The sequence below is a fragment of the Bhargavaea cecembensis DSE10 genome (assembly GCF_000348905.1).
Taxonomy (GTDB): Bacteria; Bacillota; Bacilli; order Bacillales_A; family Planococcaceae; genus Bhargavaea; species Bhargavaea cecembensis.
On the sequence record NZ_AOFT01000017.1, the window covers coordinates 1 to 17515 of the forward strand.

Here is a 17515-nt window from a genome sequence, read left to right on the forward strand (position 1 = left end):
AAAGGCGACACAGGAACACCGTACGGTGTCTAATCACCTGAATCGTGAGTTCCAGCAGGATGAGCCGGGTAAGGTCCTCCTGACTGATATTACTTATCTGTATCACGGCAAAGGCCAACCTTCCTACCTATCGGTTGTGAAGGACGTGGCGACCAAGGAAATCCTCGCTTATGAACTGACGACCAGCCTTTCCATGCCAATCGTGTACCGGACGCTGGACAAGCTTGAAGAAGCTCTTGGAGAGAATCTACATCCGGAAATCGTCCTTCATTCAGACCAAGGGTTCCACTACACCCATCCCGAGTATCAGAAACGCCTCAAGGATCTCAACATCAAACAATCAATGTCCCGAAAGGGAAATTGTTGGGACAATGCGCCGATGGAATCCTTCTTCGGTCATATGAAAGATGAAATTGACTACAGGCAATGCCAAACCTTCGATGAGCTCAAACAACTGGTGGATGAGTATATTTTCGAGTACAACAACCACCGATATCAATGGAATCTAAAAAAGATGACTCCGGCACAATACCGGAGTCATCTCATCGCCGCATAAGCAGGGTCTTTTATTAAACTGTCCGCTTTATAGGGTTCAGTTCATGATTGCGGTGGTCTTTTTTTGTTGATATGCATGGGTTTAGCCCGTTTTGACATGCTTTTAAAATGCTAATTAGCATGGGCTTTGACAAACGCACAAAAATTATTGTACGATCGAAAATTCGTGCAAAAACGACTGCTAAAACGTTGCTAAATTCCTGTTGAAATTGTTGCTAATTTTGTTACTAAAACGACCGCTAATTACTGCTGAAAGGAATACGGATACGACATCATATACAAACGATAGTATTTCGCAAAAAAGCACCCAATAACGGGTGCTTTTTGTAGGGACTACTGGACTTAACCTCTGTTATTTATTGTTAAGCACTGCTTTAACCGTGAGCCGAACTTAGATGTCGCTAGGTACTTATTTATAATCGAGGTGTTCGGCCAAATCTCGCAAGGTATCATAACTAGCATCTGCGAATGTGTACACGTTTTCATTTGTAATAACATACAGAGCGTTTGCCCCCAAGTCAGAATGTCTTACAACTGCAGCATGACCATTAATTGTGGTTTCTTCCACTACTGATGTTTCATCACCTACGAACCATTCATTCATGATAATCGATTGATACTCTTCTGCATTCCCTAACTGATTAGGTGACTGCGAAGTAAAAATTTCTTCCTGAGTGGCTTTATTGTAATATTCAGCGTCAACCGCAGGAACATTACTGGAATGATCAATCAAAACGGAGTCCTCTTTTTCTTCTATATAGCTTAAATTGACTTTTTTGATTTCTTGCAATAGGTGAGTTTCATTCTCCATGGACTCATAGGTTTCGGATTCAACTATATCTGCTTTGTCTGCCTTTGTTTCAGTTTCTGCAACCGTGTTGGACTGTTTGTTAATCAGTGATTCATTTGAATTGTCGCTTGCAAATGCAAATGAACCGCCTATCAACGTCAATACAGCCATCCCAACTACTAGATACTTTAGTTTCCTCATTGTTTAACCACCTTCCAATTTGTTGCACCAATGAATTTTTTAGTCCGAACTCACCATAAGACCTTGTTTCAATACACCAACATTTGTTCATACCAAGTAAGTAGTGCTTTATTTCCTTACAACATTCTAGTTGGGTATCCCAAATACCTTCTATCAAATGAACTTTTTTGTTGAATTTTCATTAGATGAAGTTTCTTTATGGTTATTCTTCAAAATTAGTAGGCGGTAGAGTATTATATGGGCCAAAATGTCCCTATAAGCAAATTATTTTCTCTCTCCTATCCGACCACTATTTACTGTGTTAAAAAGCGTTTCTAATGGTCAAAAAAACACCCGACTGGGTGCTGAAAACGATGTTAATGTCTTGCTAAAACCTCTGCTAATTGCTTTGCTAATTCGCCTGTTTGCACCACTCAACTGAACGGGTTACATGCGATGCGCTGCCTCTTTTATATCGGGAAACCACTTCATCATGATCATGAGCTACAGGCTTTCCAAAAGTTGAATGCCCAAATAGATAGCGATCGCCCAGATGATCAGCGCCGAAACCTGGTTAAACCGCCTGAGGATCTGCCCATTGGCATCCAGCCTGCCGACCATCCGGCCGGCCACTGCCAGGCCGGAAAACCAGATAAAGGACACTCCGATGCACGCCGCCGTGAACCCAACGAGCTGGTCCCCTTCGTAGGCCAGAGAACTCGGCCCGATCACGCCGATCAGGTCCAGGATGGCGTGGGGATTAAGCAGCGAGACCGAAGCGGCAAAGAGGATCTGCTGTTTTGGGGAAAGCGCCTCCCGCTTTCCCTCTCCGGTTCCGGGAGCACTCCTGAAAATCGACCAGCCCATATACACCATGAAAACGAAGCCGACGAGGAAAATCAGGTTCTTGAGCCAGGCGAAGCTGAAGACGATCAGGGACACGCCCATCACCGCGAGCAGGATCAGCAGCATGTCACAGATTCCGGCGGTCACAACGGCAGGCAAAGCCCTCGAAAACCTGCGGTGTGTTGCCCCCTGGTTAAAGATAAATACATTCTGTACGCCGAGCGGCAGGATCAGCCCGAACGCCAGGACAATCCCATGAATTAAAGCGGCAAGCATTCTATTTTTTCCCCTATCTATTTTATTACTATCTTATCAGATTGTTGTTTGCGCCTCCGGCTGCAGTGAACTTTTCCCTGCAGATCGTGTTCCGACAGACCGTTAAAGGTATCCGCAAAAACAGGCAGCGCAACGTTGCACTGCCTGTTTGCTTTCAGCTCATATTCACATAAATATTTTCAAGCGGGATGTCTGTATCGCTCGCTATTTTCTCCCGAATCTTGGCCAAGGCGTTTTCTTCCCGGGATGGAGAGGTCACATCGACTAACGTGTATATTTCGGATTCGTTAATACACCAGATTTTTATCGTATTCAGGTGTATAGGTTGTCCGGAACTTTTAACAATTTTTCCTATTTCATCTACTGAATAGCCCTTAGGGGTTCCTTCCATCAAAATATTGAATGCTTCCTTCGTGATTTTGTATCCTCCGGCAATAATGATGATGGATGTGAGGATGCTTCCGATGGGATCCAGCCACGTGAACCCGAAATATTTGATGCCTAATGCAGCAATGACGACGCTCACACTGGTAATTAAGTCAGCCAAAACGTGAAGCAGGGCACTTTTTACGTTCAGATTGGAACTCGCCTTAGTTAATATATACCCGACAATTCCATTGATCACCAAGCCGATTGTACCTACGACCAGCATTTGATTCGGTATGATTTCTATCGGGCTGATTATCCTGCTGATGGCTTCGGCAATGATAAATACCGGGATCATCACTAACGATAATCCGTTAATAAATGCGGCGATTGGCTCAAATCTCTTGTAGCCAAATGTCTTGTTTTTTGTCGCGGCCTTTGTCGCCATAATGGTTGCGATGAGTGAGAGGATCAGTGAGATGGCGTCCGAACTCATGTGCACCCCGTCACCCATCATCATCAGGGATCCGGAAATAAATCCGTAGATGATCTCAACTGCTGCAAAAAACAAGGTTAAAGAGGCTACCCAAATAAATAGCATCTTATTTTTTTGGTACATCGAAATATCCTCTGTCATCTCACCCCTCCTTATTTATAATCATTATAAATAATAATAGAACTTTCGAGTGCCATTGTCAAACTAGTTGAGAATAAATAAATTTAATTGAGAATGATTTTCATACCCAATTCAAAATCCCGGATGCTATCCTCGTCTCCCTGAAAATACAAAGCAAACAGAAACAGGCAGCGCCTGAATGCGCTGCCTGTCCCCTTTATTCTATCCGCAGTTTTTCCCACTCTTCCCGCAGCATCCCCATCCGGATCGAGTCGTAGTACGTCCCGTTCCAGTAGCGGACTTTGCGGATGCGGGCTTCCATCTTGAAGCCGAGCTTTTCGCCGGCCCGGATCATTCGCTCGTTGCCCGACCAGGTGGTGTATCCGGTCCGGACAAGCGGCATCGTGTTGAACAGATGATCCCGCCACATCTTGAAGGCGGCCGTTCCGATGCCGCCGTTCCAATAGGCCGGGTCATAGATGGCGATGCCCATCTCGAGCCACATGGACGGCTTATGCTCCCAGTAATAGCCGACCATGCCGACGATTGTGCCTTCATGCTCGATCAGCCAGTAGTCGTCCTGGTCAACGAGCTTGTCTTTCTTCTCATAGAACGCTTCCCACTCCATCGTCTCGTGGGGATAATAAGGCGCGTCCCACTTTTTCCATTCCGGGTCTTTATCCCGGAAGCTGAGTTCCCACATGCGGCGCAGATCCGCCTCTTTGACCGGGCGGATCGTCGTGCCGTTTTCGGTGTAGGTCAACTGATTCGTCCCTTTCTTACAGGTACTTCTCGAACCATCCAGTGATCTGATCCAGGCGCTCGATGCGCAGGTTCGGCTTGCCGGTGCGCGACAGGTTATGGTCGGCTTCAGGGAATCTGACGAAGACCGTCTCCTTGCCCATGTGCTTCAGGGTGATGAACAGCTGTTCCGCCTGCTCGATCGGGCAGCGGAAGTCCTTCTCGCTGTGGAGGATGAGGAGCGGCGTGTTGACGTTGGCCGCGTACTTGAGCGGCGAAATGTCCCATAGCCCTTCCACATCATCCATGACTGCGCCGTGCTGCCATTCGCTGAAGTAGTAACCGATGTCAGAGACACCGAAGAAACTGATCCAGTTCGAGATCGACCGCTGGGTGACGGCTGCCTTGAACCGGTCGGTGTGGCCGACAATCCAGTTTGTCATGAATCCGCCATAGCTGCCGCCCGTGACGCCGAGACGCTCGGTGTCGATCCAGTCGTTGTTTTCGATCGCGTAGTCGACACCCGCCATGATGTCCTGGTAGTCGCCATTGCCGTAGTCACGGCGCACCGCGTCGACGAATTCCTGGCTGTAGCCGTGGCTGCCGCGCGGATTGACGAACAGAACACCGTATCCTTTGGAGGCGAGCACCTGGAATTCATGGAAGAACGTGTTCGCATACATCGTGTGCGGCCCGCCGTGGATCTCCGTGATGAGCGGGTATTTCTTCCCTTCCTCGAATCCGGCCGGCTTCATGATCCAGCCGTGGACGTCCCAATCTTTAGGGCCCTTGAAAACGATCGGCTCCGGCTTGGCGATTTCATGTTCTTCGATGAACTTTGCGTTAAATGAAGTGAGTGCCTTGCGTTCGCCTGTCGAGATTTCCTGGGCATACAGCTCGCCCGGGTGGACCGGATTGCTCGCGGTGATCAGCGCGGTCTTGCCGTCTTTTGTAACGTCATAGCCATAGACGTGCTCGTTTTCAGGAGTTGCCGGATAAAGCTCCCCTTCAAGTGTCGCGTAGTACAGGCGGACATCACCCATCACGGACACCTGGAAATAGAGCGCATCGTTCCCCGCCCAGACGGCGGCAGGCGTTTCGGTCCCCTGCTGGAAATCGGCCGCGACGAGGTCACCGACCGGCGCGTCAAGTGATTCCGTGAGAACGGTTAGCGAACCGGATGCCACGTCATAGACGTAGACATCTGCATGAGTCGCATTTTCAAGCCTGCGATCCGCACCGATAAAGGCAATCTTTTTGCCGTCCGGCGAGAACATCGCACCACCGTAATAGCCGTCCTGGTCGATGATTGCCTTCTCTTCTTTCGACTCTGCATCCGCTAGGTAAAGCCCACCGCGGAACTCGAAGTCCTGGTTTTCAGCACGGTTGACGCTGAAGACAATCTTCTTGCCGTCAGGAGACACTGTATTCAGTCCGTATTGATGGTCGCCTTCCGTAAATTGAGTTACCTCTTCAGATTCAAGGTCCACGATACCAATTTGACGGAATAGGTCCTGAGGAAGGAGCCCGAGCCCGTCGGCCTTGTACTTCATCTTCTCGATGACGACCGGCTCCGGATTCTTGTCCTTTTTCTCCTCTTCCTTGTCCGTGAACGACTTGTCTTTCTTAACCGCTCCGTTCACCCACACCTTCTTGCCGCACGGCGACCAGGCAAACGCCGATACCCCGTTCGCGAAGTCAGTCACCCGCTCCGCCTCTCCGCCGGCAGCGCTGAGCACGTAAAGCTGATTCTTGCCGTCACGGTCGGACAGGAAAGCGATCTTGCTGCCGTCAGCGGACCACGCCGGGCTGCTCACCCGGTTCTTGCCGTACGTCCACTGAGTCACCTGTCCGGATGCCAGATCCGCATGGAACAGATTCGAAACGTACTTGTTTTCTTCCTTGTCCATATGCGTCCGCACGAACACCGCCCGGTCGCCAGCTGGCGACAGATTCGGATTCGCGACGGAATAAAGGTCAAACAGCGATTCAGCCGTAATGTTCTTCTTGCTCATCAGTAACTCCCCCTTTAACAAAACCTACTGATAAGTCTAAACTATTTCGACTTGCGGAACAATATGGTTCTCTCATTCAGGGTTCGTAGAAACGTTGCGATATTTCACTGAGACGTTGCCATATTGGCTCGGGTTGCCTTGAACGGCTTTACTGCCCGCCCTCTCCCGTTTCCGCTTAACAACAATCATCAGAATTGCCGTGCAGATTATGGCAAACGGGATGGCCCATAATGCCAGCTGCAGCAGCCGGGAACCGGCCGGATAAAAGAAATAGATCAGCATCCAGGCGGCGGATACGATCAAGATCGTTTCTTCAAGATACTTCAAGGCAGCCCCCTATCAGATAAGTAAACCCAGGAATCATTCATTCATCACTTTTGCAGCCCGATTCGTCACTTTCATCCCCGCACAAACAAAAGGCCCGCAAAAAGGCGGGCCTGACCAACGATCACTTACTGTTCACCGCCATGTCCTTCAGCGAACGCCGGAGGATTTTGCCGGTGGTGTTTTTCGGCAGTTCATCGAGGAATTCGATGGATGCCGGGATTTTATATTTCGCGAGTTTTTCCGCGCTGAAGGCTTTCAGGTCGTGTTCCGTCAGGGCAGATCCTTCCTTCTTCACAACATAGGCTTGGATGGCCTCGCCATAGTTGGAGTCCGGAACGCCGACGACCGCGGCTTCGACCACGTCCGGATGCGCGTAGAGCACTTCCTCGACTTCGCGCGGGTAGACGTTGTAGCCGCCGACGATGACGAGGTCTTTTTTGCGGTCGACGATGTAGAAGTAGCCGTTTTCGTCACGGCGGGCAAGGTCGCCCGTGTAGAGCCAGCCGTCACGGAGCGCGACTGCCGTCTCTTCCGGCATCTTGTAGTAGCCTTTCATGACGTTCGGTCCGCGGACGATGAGTTCCCCCACTTCTCCGTCCGGCACTTCTTCGCCGAACTCATTGACGACCTTGTTTTCTACGTTGACGATGTTCGTGCCGATCGAGCCCGGGACGCGCTCGCGGTCAAGCGGGTTGAAGCAGGTGACCGGGGACGCTTCGCTCAGGCCGTACCCTTCCGAGATGCTGACATTGAACTTGTCCTCGAAGTTATGGAGCAGTGCGACCGGAAGGGACGAGCCGCCGGAGATCGCGCGCTTGATCGACTTGAAGTCTTCAGGGTTGCTCTCCGGATACTGATACAGGAAGTTGTACATCGTCGGAACGCCGGCGAAAATCGTCGCTTCCTTTTCGCGGATGATCCGGAAGACGTCCGCAGGGCTGAACTTCGGCACAAGCAGAATCTGTGCGCCGCGCAGGAGCGGCGCGTTCACGACAACCGTGAGGGCGAACACATGGAACACCGGAAGTGTAGCAACGACCCGGTCATCCGGGTTGAATTGGAGATAGTCCGCGACGTCACGCGCATTGGAATACAGGTTCTTGTGCGTCAGCATGGCACCCTTGGGATTCCCGGTCGTGCCCGAAGTGTACAAGATGACTGCTGTATCATCGTCATCCACTTCGACCGCTTCAGCCGGAACCCCGCCGGATGCCACCACATGTGTAAACGGTTTCACTTTTCCGCGGACATCTTCCGGCAGAGAAGCGATCTCTTCTTCCGTCCCCGGCTCGGTTTCGCAGATTACATAGCTTTCCACTGCCGGGAACGCGGCCGAGGCCTGCCTGATCAGCGGCAGCAGCTTGTCCAGTGCGATGACCGCCTTGGCGTCGCTGTTTCGGACGATGAACGAGATCTCCTCCGGCGAGTAGATCGGGTTGACCGGCACCGCCGTCGCCCCAATGCGCATCGTGGCATACAGCGAGACCAGGAAGTGCGGCGTGTTGCCGAGCAGGAAGACGACATGGTCCCCTTTGCCGATGCCGATTTTCTGCAAACCGGCCGCCAGCAGCCCGACCGTCTGGTCAAACTCTGCGTAAGTCGTGTCTTTCCCCATGAAATGATAGGCAATCTTCTGTGGTTCCTCGAGCGCTGTATGATGGACGCGCTTCACGAGATTCATAGCCATCCCCCTTGTTCGAATTGAATGAATAGTCATTCACTATCCCCATTAACTATTATAGAGCAATAATATAGACCGGACAACCGGAAGAACAGAAATTTAATACAGCCGGCTGAATGCACAGACAAGATGCATGAAAGACCAAATATACGCACTGAAAGACCAAGCGGGCTTGCCGGGAGGCCAATCAGCCGCCACTTGAATCCACATAAAAAGGACCGCTCAGGCCGGTCCTTTTACATGCGCCAGATATCGCCAGCGGATCAGATAGAAATACAGCAGCTGAATCACCGTGAAGCCCACAAGGACGAGGGCCATCTCGTTCAGGATCGAAATGTCGGCGAACTCCTTCCAGATGGCCTGAAGGGAGATGAAGGCGAATGTGCTGTGAAGCATCGCGATCCCCCAAGGCAGGAAAAACTGCGGGATCAGCTGGCGGTTGACGATCTTGATGAACTCGCGCTCCGTCATGCCGAGCCGCTTCAGAACGGCCGCCTGGCGACGGTCACGGTCGAGCATCGTGTAGAGCTTGAAGTAGATAAAACTGCCCGCGGCGAGCAGGAAGACCATGGCAACCAGCAGGCCGGTCAGGAGCAGCAAGTGGAACGTCGACCGGATGATCGAATAGTCGAGCCCCGGATTCTTGAAGTAATACGGCAGTGCCTCTCCTTGCTGGATTTCAGACATGACCATCGCCTGCTCGATCGACAGTCCGATGCCGACAGTCTCTTCCCAATCCGGCACGTCGAATGCATGGATGTGGAGCAGGCTGTCAGTCTGGGCGGAGGCGACTTTCACAAAGTCGGTCTCGCTGACAACGACTGAATTTGTCCCGAGGCTGTATGCGGGCAGCAGCAGGCCGCCGACTACGCCCTTCACATGGACTTCGACTCCGCTTTCCTCAAGTTCCGTTTGTATGTCCGCATCCTGCAGTCTCGGGGCGGCTTCCGTCGAATAGGGAAGGAAGACAGCTTCGCCCGGCCTTAACTGCACCGGGCCCGCGCCCAGCGTTTCCGCGAGCAGGTTCACCTCACCCTCACGAAGGATATTGATGGGCTGCCCCGAGAAGGACGACTCCTCCCTGGCGACGGTGAGCGGCACGTGGGTGTACTCGAGACCCGCGTTTTCCAGCTCCTTCATCAGCCCGGTCACATGCTCATATTCATGCGGGTTGCCCGGGTAGCTTTCGTAAACGAGGCCGAGCGGATTCAGCGCCCGGTACTGGGCGGTGTAGGTGGCCAGGCTCGCAAGCGTCCCCACTGAAAGGAATGCGACCGTCGAGACGATTGCGACGATAAAGAACATGTTCGCATTGTCTCGGAGCTTCGCCGCTGTCTCGGCGAGCGACACCAGCCTTGTGCGCTTCCAATATAGGCTTTTCTGGTCCCTGAACAGGTCGAGCAGATACAAAATCGAGTGCGAGAAGAAATAATACGTCCCGAGTGTGGCCGCCGGCGGAAGCAGCACCGACAGGTACAGGACGTTTACCCGACCGGCGAGCAGCGCCGCTCCGTAGGACGACAGCAGCAGGAGGATGCCGGCCGCCGCCCTTCCCGGTGAGTAGCCGAACGGATCCGCTTCGCCGCCAATCCCTTTCCTGAATTCTGAGATGTCCCGGTTGGAGACGATATAGGCGGACAGCAGTCCGATCAGGAGGAACAGGCTAAAGAACGCGCCCGCGGTCATGAGGAACGGTTCCCAAGACACATAGAGCGGCAGGGTCGGCAGCTGGAGCAGTTCCCGGACGATCATGAAAAAGTACTTTGAAAACGCGAAGCCGAGCACGATGCCGCTCGCGGTAGACGCTGCACCAAGCAGCAGCATCTCAAGAAGCAGCAGTTTTCCGAGCTGCCGCCGCTCCATGCCGATCTGGAGGAGCAGCGCGAATTCACCCGAACGCGCCTGCATAAACGCCCGCATCGAATAAAACAGGAAAAACAGCATGAACACATACAGGACGACATCCGCCGCAGTCATCCCGATCAGCGTGATGCCGGTGATGAACCGTTCCCCGATGCCCGGATGGAACATGAGCATCGAGTACAGGAAAAACACCATGACGGAAAAGACACTAGCCAGGAAGAAAGCCGCGTAGATCCGGCGGTTGCGGACGACGTTACGGTAGGCGAACTGACGAAAGGTCATCGACGTTGCCCCCCAGAAGCGACAGCATGTTCAGGATGCGCTGGAAGAATGTCCTGCGCCGGTCGTCCTTGTGGATTTCATTGTAGTAGGCGCCGTCCTTGATAAAGAGCACCCGGTCACAGTAACTGGCGGCAATCGGGTCATGGGTCACCATGATGAATGTCGTGCGATTTTCCCGGTTGATCGTCCCGAGCAGGTCCAGTACTTCGCGTGCCGCGTTTGAGTCGAGATTTCCCGTCGGCTCGTCGGCCAGCACGATCGAGGGCCGGTGGACGAGGGCGCGCGCGATCGCGACGCGCTGTTCCTGGCCGCCCGAGATTTCATCCGGACGCTTGTGAAGGATGCCTTCAAGTCCGAGCCGTGCCGTGATCGCCTTGACCCGAGCGTCCATTTCCGCGACGGGGAGCCGGTCGAGTGTCAGCGGCAGAACGATGTTTTCCTCGACGGTCAGCATACGGAGCAGGTTAAAGTCCTGGAAGACGAAACCGAGCTCGCGGCGGCGGAAACGGGCCAGGTCATCCGGCCGGAGCGCCGACGGATCGGTGCCTTTGATGAGCACTTTTCCCGATGTCGGCATGTCGATGCCGGAGATCAGGTTCAGAAGCGTCGTCTTGCCGCTTCCGGAAGGTCCCATGACAGCAAGGAACTCCCCCTCCTCCACGTCGAAGCTGAGCCGGTCAAGCGCCCGGTGGGTCACTTTCCCCTCATAGATCTTGATGACGTCTTCAATGCTGACGATCGGCATGCGCCTCTTCCTTTCCTTCTTCCTTCTTCTCCCTGAAGAGGACGGACACCGCCGTCCCCTCACCGGGTTCCGATTCAATCTCCAGGCCGTGCCCGAGCTGGTCACACACTTCCTTCGCGATAAAGAGCCCCATCCCGGTGGACTCGCCCGTCAGCCTTCCGTTTTCCCCGGTAAAGAATGCGTGGGTCACGCGCTTCAGGTCAGATGCCGGGATGCCGATTCCTTCGTCCCGGACGGTGAGCCGGATGCCGTCTTCTGTCCGGTCCGCGCTGAAGTAGACGTGCTTGCCTTCACCGCGCGTGTATTTCACGGCATTTGTGATGAACTGGGCGATGATCGTTTTCATCCACTTCGGATCGGTCGTGACGATGAGTCCCTCTTCGATCGAGGAGGATGGGTAGACCCGGTTTGTGATGAACAGCTTCTTGTGCTCCGAGATCACTTCACGCACAAGTGATGCCAAATCCGCACGGGCAATCTGCATGTCCCGCTCGAATGTGCCGAGCCGTGCATTCAATAGGACGGTCTCAAGGCCCCTGCGGATCCGGTCAGCCTCTTCACCGATCGCTTCCCGGTCCACTTCCTCTTCCTGCAGGAGCAGTGAGATGACCGACAAAGGGGTTTTCATCTGGTGCACCCACTGGTTCATGAACGTCTCATGGCGCTCGTTTTCCGAGCGCAGCGCCTGCACTTCCTTCTGATAGATGCCGTATACCTCATGGCCGAAGCGCTCGGCTTCGGATGTTTCCGGAGATTTCGAAGTTCGCATGAGCAGGTCCTCCATCTTGGCAGGCTGCTTCAGGATCCGGTTGTAGTACGCCCTCCGGCCGATAAATCGGGCCGCCAGGAAAAGCGTAGTCAGGATGAGGACCATCACAACTGAATAAACTGCCGTATCCACGTTCCGAAAACCGTCCAGCCAATACAGCGACAGGACAAAGACGGTCAGTAGTATATGGAACACGAGATAGGCGGAGTGCTCCCGGATAAATAAACGAAGCGCCTTCATGCTTCCTCCGGAGCGGCGATAAACCGGTAGCCCGCCCCGCGCACCGTTTCAATCTGGGATTGGATGCCGTAGTCGGCGAGCTTTTTGCGCACGCGGGTCATATTGACGTTCAGCGTGTTTTCGTCGACAAACGCCTGGTCATCCCACAGTTCCTCGAGGAACCGTTCCCGCGACACGACCTTCGGCGACTCAGATAGGAGCAATTCTAGGATGACACACTCTTTTTTCTGGAGCGGGATCTCCTGTCCGTGAGCATGCAGTTCCATCCGCTCCGGGTACAGCTCCAGACGGCCGAGACGGATTGTCCGCTCCTCCATTTTCGGCGCGTATTCGCCGAACGACCGCCGTAAATGGCTCCTGATCTTTGCCAGGACGATCTCATAGTTGAACGGCTTCGTGATAAAGTCGTCCCCTCCATTCTCGAGCGCAAACACCTGGTCCATCTCGCCGGAGCGTGCCGAGATAAACAGGATCGGAACGGTCGTCCGCTGGCGCAGCTGGCGGCACCAGTAATAGCCGTCATAGGACGGCAGGTTGATATCAAGCAGGATGAGGTGCGGAGAGAACTCGGCCTCCGCCTCCAAAATCCGGTCGAAGTCATCTGCCGCCCGAACATTGTAATGGTATTTCCGGAGCGTCTCGGCAAGCAGCGAGGCGATCTTCCGGTCGTCTTCGATGATGAGGATCCGGTGTTGTTCCACGTTCAGTCCCTCTTTTCCAATTCCGGTTTCGGCCGATAAAACCGGCCAAAATCCATGATTTTCACTGCTTTTATGATAGCAGAAAAGGGACCCGGCGTCTGTCGGGTCCCCTTTGTATGGGCATCGGCTGATCAGTAGATCAGATCGATGAATTCTTCTTTCGTGATGCCGCCGAGCAGCTTCTCGATGTCGATGCCCTCAATCGCCTTCTCGATGCCCTCTGTGCTGTACTGCGCGCCTTTCAGTGCTTCTTCGATCTCGGCCACCTCGCCGACGCCGAAGAAGTCGCCGAAGATTGCCGCGTCTTCAATCTGGCCTTTGTTTACATCCAGCTTCACATCGATGCCGCCGACCGGGAAGCGTTTGGAATGGGACATGTTGAACTTCGGCGACTTGCCGTAGTTCCAGTCCCAATTGCCGTAGCGCTTCTCGGACAGTTTCTTGATGTTTTCCCAGTCGTCTTCCGTGAGCTCGATATACTCGATCTTGTCCTTGCCGCCGAAGATCTGCTCGAGGATGTATTGCCGGAACTCTTCGATCGTCATCGGCTCCTCAAGGAATTCGGAGATGTTCGCGACACGGGAACGGATGGACTTGATGCCCTTGGATTCGATCTTGTCTTTCTTGACCTTCAGGGCGTTTACGACTTCGCCGATGTCCGTATCGAACATGAGCGTGCCGTGGCTGTACATGCGGCCCTGTGTGGAGAACTGGGCGTTCCCCGAGATCTTGCGCCCTTCGACGAGCAGGTCGTTGCGCCCTTGGAGCTCGGCCTTTACACCGAGATTGTTGAGCGCGTCGACGACCGGCTGCGTGAACTTCCTGAAGTTGCGGAAGCTTTCGCCGTCATCCTTCGTGATGAAGCTGTAGTTCAGGTTGCCGAGATCATGGTACACCGCGCCGCCGCCGGACAGCCTGCGGACGACCTTGATGCCGTTTTTATCGACGTAGCCCGCGTCGATCTCCTCGATGGTGTTCTGGTTGCGGCCGACGATGATGGACGGGCCGTTAATGTAGAACAGCAGATAAGAATCCTTGTCCGTATCGAATGTGTTCAGGATGTATTCCTCGATCGCGAGGTTGATGTACGGGTCATGATTGCCCTTGTTGTCGATGAATTTCATTGGATCGGCCTCCTGTCTTTTTCCTTCATTCAGTTTATCACACACCCCCGAAACGCTCCCGAGATTAGACTGCCCGAAAGGGACCGGAAGCAATCTGAAAAAATATTTATAAAATTAGGTGAAAACCATTGACACCCTCCACACTGTTATAATACACTGTGTACAACAACAGAAGTTAACCAACAAAACTTCCTCGAGAGGAGAATGCGGAAAGATGGAAAGTGTCGTTGAGTTCTTCAAGAACCTGCCTCCGAAAATGTGTGCTGAATGCGGTGAAAAAATCGAGGAACAACACGAGTGCTACAGCAATAAGTGCGACAAATGCAACTGCGAATAACTAAAAGCCACTGACCTTAACGGCGCCCCGGATCTTCTGTCCGGGGCGTTTTTCTGTTTCAACACAGAGATGAAAGCGCTTTTATAGTACAGATAGAATCCTTTTGTATCAGTACAGTTTGTCCTGCTAATTTTCGATGAAACAGGATATTCCGCGACGAGACAGTAAAATCTCCTGATAGAACGGATTGATAGATTTAGTCCTTTCCCTGTATCCGTTTCACTGTGTGAAACCAATCATCCTGTTTTTACGTATTCCATACATACAAGAACCGAATTGGAGGAATCACCGTGAAACCGATCACCAAAAAACGATTCAAGGCCTACCTGATTGACTTGGCCGTATCAACCGCCGCAACTGCAGGTGTCGAATATGTCCTAAGGAAGAAAATCAAAAGCGAGGCCTTCCACGCGCTCGTCACTCCGACTGCCGTCATGTGGGCGCTGGAATATGCACAGTTGCGCAACAGCGGACGGACCATCGGCTACAAGACAATGGGACTGGCCCTCGAAAACGCGGACGGCACCGAACCGACGCCCGGCCAGATCGTTAAGCGAATGGCCTACCGGGACACCATCAGCACATTCCAGTACCTGAAAGACCGTGAAGCTTTCGAAGCACAGGACGGAGCGCTCTTCCCCCACGACCGGATTTCAGGAACGGTTGTGAAGGAACAATAAACACAAAAACAACCTCAAGAGGACGCCCCATGACTAATCATGGGCAGCTACCTTTGAGGTTGTTACACTTTGATAAACCTCGGTTCGTACTCGGACAAGACTTCAAAGACCTGATCACCGTTCATATACAGATGATGTTCCAGCTTCGGGTGCGTCTTTCTGTTAATGAGCGGATTGTGATCGAACCACTTCAGATACTCCGAGTTCAGGACTTTATAGAAATACAGCGAACTCTCGTCTTTTACGGTGGATAGATCCATTTCCTTGCTGAGCAAATCAAACCTGCCATATTCGGTTGAAAACCGATTAGACCAAACGTAATACTCGACAGGCGGCACGGGCTGGTCGTAAATGACTTCGACTTTCGTGTCTGCCAAGTCACTGAACGAGAGTTTCAGGTAATCAAAATGGGTGAGTACTTCAAAAAAGCCCAAGTCCCCCAGACTTCTTCCTTTCAAATAAGTGACGGGCTGCCAGGCTTGTAGGCTCTCCATAAGAAACCCTCCTTTAGTTAAAGTGTTTCATAATAGCATTCTGGTCCCATATAGACTTTCCCTTTATGTTGGAATCAAAAGGAGCCGTCATCCAGGATGACGGCTCCTCTTTATTTTAATTACTGCTCCGATTTCCCGACGCAGCGTTCGCATTCGTGATGGAGGGACTCGACTTTCTCAACGATTTCACAACCGCACTCGACACAGATCTTCCGGGACTTTTCGATCTTCTGCTGGTTTTTCATCATTTAGATCTCCTCCTTATGGGTTTGGGGTTATGCCAGCCGGCCGTAGCCCGGCACGGTTAGGAATTCTTCAAAGTCGTCGTTTTCCGTGAGTTCCTTGAACAGGTCTGCGGCTTCCTGGAAACGGCCTTCTGTGAACCGTTCCGCGCCTTCCGATTTCCGGATTTTCCACAGTTCTTCCTGAAGCAGCTGCCGGAACAGGCTTTCCGTGATTTCTCGGCCGTCATCCAGGCGGGCTTCCGGGTGGCGGATCCACTGCCAGATCTGCGATCGGGAAATCTCTGCCGTCGCGGCGTCCTCCATCAGGTTGTTGATTGGGACCGCTCCACTGCCGCACAGCCAGGCTGCAATGTAGCGGATGCCGACGTTGATGTTCGTCCGGATGCCGCCTTCAGTGATCGTGCCCTCCGGCACTTGAAGCAGATCCCGGCCGGTCACCTGGACGTCTTCGCGCTTGCGGTCCACCTGGTTCTGCCCCTCTCCGATGACGGCATCGAATTCGTTCATCGCGACCGGGACGAGGCCGGGATGCGCGACCCAAGTGCCGTCATGGCCGTCGGTCGCCTCGCGCCGCTTGTCTTCGGCGACTTTGCTGAAAGCATCGGCGTTTGCCTCTTCATCCCCCTTGACCGGAATCTGTGCGGCCATGCCGCCGATCGCCATGGCGCCCCGCCGGTGGCATGTCTTGATGCAGAGCTGCGTGTAGGCCCTCATGAACGGCGCCGTCATCGTGACCTGTCCGCGGTCAGGAAGCAGCACATCGTCCTGGTTCCGGAACCGCTTCAGGAAGCTGAAGATGTAGTCCCATCGTCCGCAGTTCAGTCCTGCCGCGTGGTCGCGAAGTTCATAAAGGATCTCATCCATCTCGAACGCGGCAAGGATCGTCTCGATCAGGACCGTCGCCCGGATCGTGCCGTGCGGGATGCCGAGCCGCTCCTGCGCATAGGTGAAGACGTCGTTCCATAGGCGCGCCTCCAGGTGGCTTTCCACCTTCGGGAGGTAGAAATACGGCCCCGTCCCGCGTGCAATCTGTTCTTTCGCGTTGTGATAGAAGAACAGCCCGAAGTCGAACAGGCTGCCGGATACCGGCTCCCCGCCGACCGTCACGTGGCGCTCTTCCAGATGCCACCCGCGGGGTCGGACGATCAGGACCGCAGTCTCCTCGTTCAATCGATATTCCTTGCCGTCGGACGGACGGGTGTAGGAAATCGTCCGCCGCACGGCATCATGCATATTCTTCTGGCCCTCGATCATGTTTTCCCATGTTGGGGAGGTGGCGTCCTCGAAGCAAGCCATGAAGGTCTTCGCGCCGGAGTTCAGCGCGTTAATGACCATTTTCCTTTCGACCGGCCCGGTGATTTCCACCCGGCGGTCCTTCAGGTCGTCAGGGATCGGGGCGACTTCCCAATCGCCCTCCCTGATCTGTTCCGTCTCCGGAAGAAAGTCCGGCTGCTCCCCCGCATCGAACCTCGCCTGCCGCTCCATCCGCTTTTCAAGCAATTCAAGCCGCCGGTTGTTGAACCGTTCATGCAGTTCGCCGATGAATCGGAGTGCGTCTTCGGTCAGGATCACGTCCGATGACGGCGTCCGGCTGCCGGTGACGTTGACCTGCCGCTCCCTTGCCGTTTCGTTTGTCGTCATG

Annotated in this window: 18 protein-coding genes; 3 read left to right on the forward strand and 15 right to left on the reverse strand. The window is 53.3% G+C overall.

The genetic code is table 11. The features are described 5' to 3' along the window. Positions 1 to 556, forward strand: a 556-nt coding sequence (locus C772_RS13145; protein ID WP_035002430.1) for an IS3 family transposase, incomplete at its 5' end; no start/stop codon positions are given. 408 nt (positions 557 to 964) lie between these two features. On the opposite strand, the gene C772_RS13150 is transcribed toward C772_RS13145, so the two are convergent. The 12 genes from C772_RS13150 to C772_RS13205 form a co-directional block, all read right to left on the reverse strand. Beyond that, entirely contained in the window at positions 965 to 1546 is a 582-nt protein-coding gene (locus C772_RS13150) for a hypothetical protein (RefSeq protein ID WP_008300704.1), read from the reverse strand. Between the two features lie 483 nt (positions 1547 to 2029). Further along, a complete protein-coding gene (locus tag C772_RS13155; RefSeq protein ID WP_008300705.1) occupies positions 2030 to 2647 on the reverse strand; it encodes a LysE/ArgO family amino acid transporter in 618 nt (205 codons plus the stop codon). Between the two features lie 154 nt (positions 2648 to 2801). Then, the gene (locus C772_RS13160; protein ID WP_008300706.1) at positions 2802 to 3650 is read right to left on the reverse strand and encodes a cation diffusion facilitator family transporter; all 849 of its coding nucleotides are present in this window, start codon (positions 3648 to 3650) and stop codon (positions 2802 to 2804) included. A 196-nt stretch (positions 3651 to 3846) separates the two neighbouring features. Further along, entirely contained in the window at positions 3847 to 4392 is a 546-nt protein-coding gene (locus C772_RS13165) for a GNAT family N-acetyltransferase (RefSeq protein ID WP_008300707.1), read from the reverse strand. Between the two features lie 16 nt (positions 4393 to 4408). Continuing rightward, the gene (locus C772_RS13170) at positions 4409 to 6385 is read right to left on the reverse strand and encodes an alpha/beta hydrolase family protein (RefSeq protein WP_008300708.1); all 1977 of its coding nucleotides are present in this window, start codon (positions 6383 to 6385) and stop codon (positions 4409 to 4411) included. Between the two features lie 72 nt (positions 6386 to 6457). Further along, a complete protein-coding gene (locus C772_RS13175) occupies positions 6458 to 6712 on the reverse strand; it encodes a hypothetical protein (RefSeq protein WP_008300709.1) in 255 nt (84 codons plus the stop codon). A gap of 121 nt (positions 6713 to 6833) precedes the next feature. Next, positions 6834 to 8393 carry a fatty acid--CoA ligase family protein gene (locus C772_RS13180; RefSeq protein ID WP_008300711.1) on the reverse strand — a complete coding sequence of 520 codons (1560 nt, stop codon included), beginning with the start codon at positions 8391 to 8393 and terminating at the stop codon, positions 6834 to 6836. A 222-nt stretch (positions 8394 to 8615) separates the two neighbouring features. Further along, on the reverse strand, positions 8616 to 10538 hold the full coding sequence (locus C772_RS13185; protein WP_008300713.1) for an ABC transporter permease: 1923 nt from the start codon (positions 10536 to 10538) through the stop codon (positions 8616 to 8618). Next, entirely contained in the window at positions 10510 to 11283 is a 774-nt protein-coding gene (locus tag C772_RS13190; protein ID WP_008300715.1) for an ABC transporter ATP-binding protein, read from the reverse strand. The genes C772_RS13185 and C772_RS13190 overlap by 29 nt, the downstream gene beginning before the upstream one ends. After that, positions 11264 to 12292 (reverse strand): sensor histidine kinase, encoded by a 1029-nt coding sequence (locus tag C772_RS13195; RefSeq protein WP_008300717.1) that lies wholly within the window; start codon positions 12290 to 12292, stop codon positions 11264 to 11266. Before C772_RS13195 ends, C772_RS13190 begins: the two co-directional genes overlap by 20 nt. Then, positions 12289 to 12993 (reverse strand): response regulator transcription factor, encoded by a 705-nt coding sequence (locus C772_RS13200; RefSeq protein ID WP_008300719.1) that lies wholly within the window; start codon positions 12991 to 12993, stop codon positions 12289 to 12291. The genes C772_RS13195 and C772_RS13200 overlap by 4 nt, the downstream gene beginning before the upstream one ends. Positions 12994 to 13124: 131 nt before the next feature. Continuing rightward, a complete protein-coding gene (locus C772_RS13205; protein WP_008300721.1) occupies positions 13125 to 14117 on the reverse strand; it encodes a lipoate--protein ligase in 993 nt (330 codons plus the stop codon). Positions 14118 to 14331: 214 nt separating this feature from the next. On the opposite strand from C772_RS13205, the gene yhfH reads away from it, so the two are divergent. Together yhfH and C772_RS13210 are read left to right on the forward strand one after the other, a co-directional pair. Then, positions 14332 to 14454 carry a protein YhfH gene (yhfH, locus tag C772_RS16435; RefSeq protein ID WP_008300723.1) on the forward strand — a complete coding sequence of 41 codons (123 nt, stop codon included), beginning with the start codon at positions 14332 to 14334 and terminating at the stop codon, positions 14452 to 14454. A 290-nt stretch (positions 14455 to 14744) separates the two neighbouring features. Next, complete coding sequence (locus C772_RS13210) at positions 14745 to 15134, forward strand: RDD family protein (RefSeq protein WP_008300725.1); 390 nt, start codon at positions 14745 to 14747, stop codon at positions 15132 to 15134. Between the two features lie 62 nt (positions 15135 to 15196). Here C772_RS13210 and C772_RS13215 read toward each other — a convergent pair whose 3' ends face one another. From C772_RS13215 to aceB, 3 genes are all read right to left on the reverse strand, one after another. Next, on the reverse strand, positions 15197 to 15628 hold the full coding sequence (locus tag C772_RS13215; protein ID WP_008300727.1) for a hypothetical protein: 432 nt from the start codon (positions 15626 to 15628) through the stop codon (positions 15197 to 15199). A gap of 119 nt (positions 15629 to 15747) precedes the next feature. Further along, the gene (locus C772_RS16755; protein ID WP_008300729.1) at positions 15748 to 15876 is read right to left on the reverse strand and encodes a hypothetical protein; all 129 of its coding nucleotides are present in this window, start codon (positions 15874 to 15876) and stop codon (positions 15748 to 15750) included. A gap of 27 nt (positions 15877 to 15903) precedes the next feature. Then, positions 15904 to 17514 (reverse strand): malate synthase A, encoded by a 1611-nt coding sequence (aceB, locus tag C772_RS13220; RefSeq protein WP_008300731.1) that lies wholly within the window; start codon positions 17512 to 17514, stop codon positions 15904 to 15906. Position 17515 lies beyond the last annotated feature (1 nt).